7 protein-coding genes are annotated in these 6347 nt (G+C 61.6%); all 7 read left to right on the forward strand.

Annotated elements, in window-relative coordinates:
* The first annotated feature begins 154 nt into the window (after window positions 1–154).
* The 7 genes from gshB to AC1DH9_RS18870 all read left to right on the forward strand — a co-directional run bounded on the left by gshB (window position 155) and on the right by AC1DH9_RS18870 (window position 6172).
* Complete coding sequence (gene gshB / locus AC1DH9_RS18840; RefSeq protein WP_427543873.1) at window positions 155–1108, forward strand: glutathione synthase; 954 nt, start codon at window positions 155–157, stop codon at window positions 1106–1108.
* A 77-nt stretch (window positions 1109–1185) separates the two neighbouring features.
* Window positions 1186–2085 carry an energy transducer TonB gene (locus tag AC1DH9_RS18845; RefSeq protein ID WP_477808569.1) on the forward strand — a complete coding sequence of 300 codons (900 nt, stop codon included), beginning with the start codon at window positions 1186–1188 and terminating at the stop codon, window positions 2083–2085.
* 179 nt (window positions 2086–2264) lie between these two features.
* The gene (locus AC1DH9_RS18850) at window positions 2265–2834 is read left to right on the forward strand and encodes a YqgE/AlgH family protein (RefSeq protein WP_145014321.1); all 570 of its coding nucleotides are present in this window, start codon (window positions 2265–2267) and stop codon (window positions 2832–2834) included.
* A complete protein-coding gene (ruvX, locus tag AC1DH9_RS18855) occupies window positions 2834–3271 on the forward strand; it encodes a Holliday junction resolvase RuvX (RefSeq protein ID WP_054594455.1) in 438 nt (145 codons plus the stop codon). Before AC1DH9_RS18850 ends, ruvX begins: the two co-directional genes overlap by 1 nt.
* Window positions 3272–3366: 95 nt before the next feature.
* Window positions 3367–3873 carry a bifunctional pyr operon transcriptional regulator/uracil phosphoribosyltransferase PyrR gene (gene pyrR, locus AC1DH9_RS18860; protein WP_145014320.1) on the forward strand — a complete coding sequence of 169 codons (507 nt, stop codon included), beginning with the start codon at window positions 3367–3369 and terminating at the stop codon, window positions 3871–3873.
* 26 nt (window positions 3874–3899) lie between these two features.
* Window positions 3900–4904, forward strand: coding sequence for an aspartate carbamoyltransferase catalytic subunit (locus tag AC1DH9_RS18865; RefSeq protein ID WP_019694074.1), 1005 nt, complete (start codon window positions 3900–3902; stop codon window positions 4902–4904).
* Complete coding sequence (locus AC1DH9_RS18870) at window positions 4901–6172, forward strand: dihydroorotase (protein WP_477808570.1); 1272 nt, start codon at window positions 4901–4903, stop codon at window positions 6170–6172. The genes AC1DH9_RS18865 and AC1DH9_RS18870 overlap by 4 nt, the downstream gene beginning before the upstream one ends.
* Window positions 6173–6347 lie beyond the last annotated feature (175 nt).

Here is a 6347-nt window from a genome sequence, read left to right on the forward strand (position 1 = left end):
ACATGGGACATGGGAGTCTTTTTAGCACAGTCTCCAAATCCAATCTATCGAGCAACCTTCGAGGTGGTTTTTCCTTGACCGGGAACACACTGGGCGCCACTCTGACGCCACTTTTTCATGTCGCTTCGACCACCCAAATTTCGAGGAAAAACCCATGAGCGTTCGCGTCGGGATTGTCATGGACCCTATCGCCAGCATTTCCTACAAAAAGGATAGCTCGCTGGCCATGCTGTTGGCCGCCCAGGCGCGCGGCTGGACGCTGTTCTACATGGAACAGCACGACCTGTACCAGGCTGAAGGTAAAGCCCGGGCCCGCATGCGTCCTTTGAAAGTTTTCGCCAACCCGGAAAAATGGTTTGAGCTGGGAGCCGAAACCGACGCGCTGCTGAGCGATCTGGACGTGATCCTGATGCGCAAGGATCCGCCGTTCGACATGGAATTCGTCTACTCCACTTACCTGCTGGAGCAAGCCGAGCGCGCGGGCGTGCTGGTGGTCAACAAGCCGCAGAGCCTGCGCGACTGCAATGAAAAGCTGTTCGCCACGCTGTTTCCGCAGTGCACCCCTCCGACCGTGGTCAGCCGCCGTCCCGATGTACTGCGCGAATTCGCCGATCATCATGGCGATGTGATTCTCAAGCCGCTGGACGGCATGGGCGGCGCTTCGATCTTCCGTCATACCGCTGGTCACCCGAATCTCTCGGTCATCCTCGAAACCCTGACCCACCACGGCAAGCAGCAGATCATGGCGCAGGGCTACCTGCCGGCGATCAAGGACGGCGACAAGCGCATCCTGATGATCGATGGCGAACCGGTGGATTACTGCCTGGCACGGATTCCCGCCGCGGGCGAAACCCGTGGCAACCTGGCCGCCGGTGGTCGTGGCGAAGCACGCCCGCTGACCGACAAGGACCGCTGGATCGCCGCACAGGTCGGCCCGACCCTGCGCGAAAAGGGTTTGCTGTTCGTCGGCCTCGACGTAATCGGCGAGCACCTGACCGAAATCAACGTCACCAGTCCGACCTGCATCCGCGAGATCGACAATGCTTTTGGCACGAACATCGGCGAAATGCTGATGGCTGCCATCGATCAGAAGCTTAAAGCTCGTTGATATAGAACACCCAAGTTACGACCAACATTGCGTTATCATGCCCGGCCTGTGAAAAACGCGATGTTGGTTTTCTTGTTATGACACTTCCGTCCGATCTGCCTCCCGAACTCGCCCACCGTGGCGTGCGCCCGGCCGATCGCCTCGGTTTTACCCTGTTTCTTGCGGCGTTGATTCACCTGGCCTTGCTGTTGGGCGTCGGGTTCACCTTTGTCGAACCCAAGCAGATCAGCAAAACCCTGGAAATCACCCTCGCCACCTTCAAAAGCGAAAAAAAGCCTGTAAAAGCCGATTTTCTCGCCCAGGAAAACCAGCAAGGCAGCGGCACCCTGGATAAAAAGGCGATTCCCAAGACCACCGAGATCGCGCCATTCCAGGACAACAAGGTACAAAAGGTCTCCCCCCCACCTTCAGTCAAACCCCAGGTAGAGGAAGCCGCGCCGAAAGCCGCCGTGACCACCATCGCACCTGCGCCAAAGAAAGCCGTGGCCAAGAAACAAGAGGTCAAGGCCGAGCCGACACCCAAGGCCACGACACCGACGTTCGACAGCTCGCAGCTGTCCAGCGACATCGCCAGCCTGGAAGCGGAACTGGCCAACGAACAACAGCTGTATGCCAAGCGCCCGCGTATCCACCGCCTGAGCGCCGCTTCGACCATGCGCGACAAGGGCGCCTGGTACAAGGACGAATGGCGCAAGAAGGTCGAGCGTATCGGCAATTTGAACTACCCCGAAGAAGCCCGGCGCAAGCAGATCTATGGCAACCTGCKACTGATGGTCTCGATCAACCACGACGGTTCGCTGTATGAAGTGCTGGTGCTGGAATCCTCCGGCCAGCCGCTGCTGGATCAAGCCGCGCAACGTATCGTGCGCCTGGCTGCACCGTTTGCGCCGTTTACCGGCGATCTGTCGGATATCGACCGACTGGAAATCATTCGCACATGGAAGTTTGCGCGCGGAGACAAGCTCTCCAGTAACTGACCACCACAAATCCCTTGTGGGAGCGAGCCTGCTCGCGATGACGGCGGTAGATTCAAAGTTGAAGTGTCAGACAGACCGCTATCGCGAGCAGGCTCGCTCCCACATTTGATCGCTGTCGACTGCCAAATTGCGGCATCCCCAGCTTGTCAGTTTGCCCCTCCAACGCCACACTAGCGCCTATGAAGAACGTCAGCCCCAGCTACCTCAAGCATCACTTCCTGATCGCCATGCCTCACATGGCCGACCCGAACTTTGCGCACACCTTGACCTACATCGTCGAGCACACGGCCAATGGTGCCATGGGGTTGATCATCAACCGCCCACAAGACCTCAGCCTGGCGGACATTCTCGAGCAATTGCGCCCAGACGTAGAGCCGTCACCGCTGTGCCAGCACGTGCCGATTTTCACTGGCGGCCCGGTACAGACCGATCGCGGTTTTGTCCTGCACCCGATCGGCTCGACGTATCAGGCAACGGTCGAACTGGATGGCCTGGCGCTGTCCACCTCCCAGGACGTGCTGTTTGCCATTGCGGATGGCGTTGGCCCGAGCAAAAGCCTGATCGCCCTCGGCTACGCCGGTTGGGAACCCGGGCAGCTGGAGACCGAACTGGCCGACAATGCCTGGCTGACCTGCCCGTTCGATGCCGACATCCTGTTCAACACCAGCAGCGAATTGCGCCTGGAAGCAGCCGCCAAGCGCCTGGGCATCAACCTCAGCCTGCTGACCAGCCAGGCAGGACACGCCTGATGGCCCTGCGTCTGATTCTGGGTTTTGACTACGGCACCAAACAGATCGGCGTCGCGGTCGGCCAGGTGATTACCGGCCAGGCCCGCGAGCTCTGCACCTTGAAGGCGCAAAACGGCATTCCTGACTGGAATCAGGTCGAAGCCCTGATCAAGGAATGGAAACCCGATGCTGTGGTGGTCGGCCTCCCGCTGAACATGGACGGCACGCCCAGTGACATGTGCTTGCGCGCCGAGAAGTTCGCCCGCCGCCTGAATGGCCGCTACAACCTGCCCTTCTATACCCACGATGAACGCCTGACCACCTTTGAAGCCAAAGGTGAACGGCGGGCACAGGGCGGACAGAAAGGCAGTTACCGCGACAACCCGGTCGACGCCATCGCCGCCGCCCTGCTGCTGCAAGGCTGGCTCGACGAAAACACTGCACTGTTCGAATCCTGAAAGCCGAATCCTGAAGAGGCGCCACAGTGCCTCTCTTCGCTACAACCCGAGCCGCAGTGTGCACGCAGCGTGCTCGGGCCCATGAAGGAGCAACCATGAGCCTGCCCAATCCCGCCGAACTGATCAGCCAAATGGCGGTCCGTCTCAAGGCCCATCTTGAACACCGTGGCATCAGCGAACCGCGCTACATCGGCATTCGCACCGGTGGCGTGTGGGTCGCCCAGGCCTTGCTCGAAGAGCTGGGCAGCGACGCGCCACTGGGCACGCTGGACGTTTCCTTCTACCGCGACGACTTCAGCCAGAGCGGCCTGCATCCGCAGGTTCGTCCTTCGGCGCTGCCGTTCGAAATCGAAGGCCAGCACCTGGTGCTGATCGACGACGTGCTGATGAGCGGTCGGACGATCCGCGCCGCCATGAACGAACTCTTCGATTACGGTCGTCCGGCCAGCATCACCCTGGTGTGCTTGCTCGACCTGGATGCCGGCGAACTGCCAATCCGCCCGAACGTGGTGGGTGCCACCCTGTCGCTGGCGGCCCATGAACGGGTCAAGCTGACCGGCCCTGACCCGCTGCAACTCGAACTGCAAGACCTCGCCCTTTAATTCGCCCTTTTAAAGAGTCCATTGCGATGACGCCTTTAGACACCAAGCGCCCGCTGCAGCTCAATGATCAGGGCCAGCTGCGCCACTTCCTCTCGCTCGACGGTCTGCGCCGCGAGCTGCTGACGGAAATCCTCGACACCGCCGACTCGTTCCTTGAAGTCGGCGCCCGAGCGGTAAAGAAAGTCCCGCTGCTGCGCGGCAAGACCGTGTGCAACGTGTTCTTCGAAAACTCTACCCGCACCCGTACCACCTTCGAATTGGCGGCCCAGCGGCTGTCGGCGGACGTGATCACCCTGAACGTGTCCACGTCGTCGGCGAGCAAGGGCGAAACCCTGCTCGACACCCTGCGCAACCTTGAAGCCATGGCCGCCGACATGTTCGTTGTGCGCCACGGCGATTCTGGCGCCGCGCACTTCATTGCCGAACATGTTTGCCCACAGGTGGCGATCATCAACGGCGGCGACGGCCGTCACGCCCACCCGACGCAAGGCATGCTCGACATGCTGACCATCCGTCGGCACAAAGGCAGCTTTGAAAACCTGTCGGTGGCCATCGTCGGCGACATCCTGCACTCGCGGGTTGCACGCTCGAACATGCTCGCGCTGAAAACCCTCGGCTGCCCGGACATCCGCGTGATCGCGCCGAAAACCCTGCTGCCGATCGGCATCGAGCAGTACGGCGTGAAGGTCTACACCGACATGACCGAAGGCCTGAAGGACGTCGACGTGGTGATCATGCTGCGCTTGCAGCGTGAACGCATGACCGGCGGCCTGCTGCCGAGCGAGGGCGAGTTCTATCGCCTGTTCGGCTTGACCACTGCGCGCCTGGCCGGTGCCAAACCGGATGCCATCGTCATGCACCCAGGCCCGATCAACCGGGGCGTGGAGATCGAATCGGCGGTGGCCGACGGTCCGCACTCGGTGATTCTCAATCAGGTGACCTACGGGATCGCCATTCGTATGGCCGTGTTGTCCATGGCCATGAGCGGGCAGACTGCCCAGCGCCAATTCGAGCAGGAGAAGGCCCAGTGAAGCTCAGCATTCTCGGCGCCCGCGTCATCGATCCAAGCAGCGGCCTGGATCAAGTCACCGATATTCACATCGAAGCCTGCAAGATCATCGCCATAGGCGCCGCTCCAGCCGGCTTCGTCGCTGTCGAGACCATTGAGGCCAAAGGCCTGGTGGTCGCTCCCGGCCTCGTCGACCTGAACGTCGCCCTGCGCGAACCGGGTTACAGCCGCAAAGGCACGATTGCCAGTGAAACCCGTGCTGCTGCGGCTGGCGGCGTCACCAGCCTGTGCTGCCCGCCACGGACCAAACCGGTGCTGGACACCTCCGCCGTGGCCGAACTGATCCTCGACCGCGCCCGCGAGGCCGGTAATGCCAAGGTCTTCCCGATTGGCGCCCTGAGCAAAGGTCTGGACGGCGAACAGCTGGCGGAACTGATTGCCCTGCGCGATGCCGGCTGCATTGCATTCGGCAATGGCCTGGAGAGTTTCCGCAACACCCGGACCCTGTGCCGGGCGCTGGAATACGCAGCGACGTTCGACCTGACGGTGATCTTCCATTCGCAGGATCATGATCTGGCCGAAGGCGGGCTGGCTCACGAAGGTCCGACCGCAAGTTTCCTCGGCTTGCYGGGAATTCCCGAAACCGCTGAAACCGTGGCCCTGGCCCGCGATCTGCTGCTGGTCGAACAAACCGGCGTGCGTGCGCACTTCAGTCAGCTCACCAGCGCCCGTGGCGTGGCATTGATTGCTCAGGCTCAGGCTCGTGGCATGAAAGTGACGGCCGATGTGGCGTTGTATCAGCTGATCCTCACCGACGAGGCGCTGATCGACTTCAACAGCCTGTACCACGTCCAGCCGCCGCTACGCACCCGTGCTGACCGCGATGGCCTGCGCGCTGCGGTGAAGTCGGGGGTGGTTCAAGCCATCTCCAGCCATCACCAGCCGCACGAACGCGACGCCAAGCTGGCACCGTTCGGCGCGACCGAGCCGGGCATCAGCAGCGTTGAACTGCTACTGCCRCTGGCCCTGACGCTGGTGGAAGACGGTTTGCTCGACCTGCCGACGCTGCTGGCACGCTTGAGTGCCGGTCCGGCCGATGCCCTGCGTCTGCCGGTAGGCAAGCTGGCGGTCGGCGCTCCGGCCGATCTGGTGGTGTTCGATCCAGCCGCCTCCACCGTAGCCGGTGAGCACTGGCTGTCGAAGGGCGAAAACTGCCCGTTCCTCGGCCATAGCCTGCCGGGCGTGGTGCGCTACACCCTGGTGGACGGACGGATCACCCACCAGGCGTAAAACCGCGTTACCCCCATCGCGAGCAGGCTCGCTCCCACAGGATTGATGCGGTCCTTGTGGGAGCGGGCTTGCTCGCGAAGGCTTATTGGAAGGCGCCTCTGTTCTGAGCATTGCGCACGGATATCTGGTCATTCAATGTCCAGAAGTCATACAGCACGCCCACAAAGAACAACCC

Source organism: Pseudomonas sp. 05T35 (assembly GCF_056396605.1).

Bases quoted from the DNA above. Each gene is read 5' to 3' on its own strand.
- gshB (WP_427543873.1), top strand. From the start codon at position 155: ATGAGCGTTCGCGTCGGGATTGTCATGGACCCTATCGCCAGCATTTCC.
- AC1DH9_RS18850 (WP_145014321.1), top strand. From the start codon at position 2,265: ATGAAGAACGTCAGCCCCAGCTACCTCAAGCATCACTTCCTGATCGCC.
- ruvX (WP_054594455.1), top strand. From the start codon at position 2,834: ATGGCCCTGCGTCTGATTCTGGGTTTTGACTACGGCACCAAACAGATC.
- pyrR (WP_145014320.1), top strand. From the start codon at position 3,367: ATGAGCCTGCCCAATCCCGCCGAACTGATCAGCCAAATGGCGGTCCGT.
- AC1DH9_RS18865 (WP_019694074.1), top strand. From the start codon at position 3,900: ATGACGCCTTTAGACACCAAGCGCCCGCTGCAGCTCAATGATCAGGGC.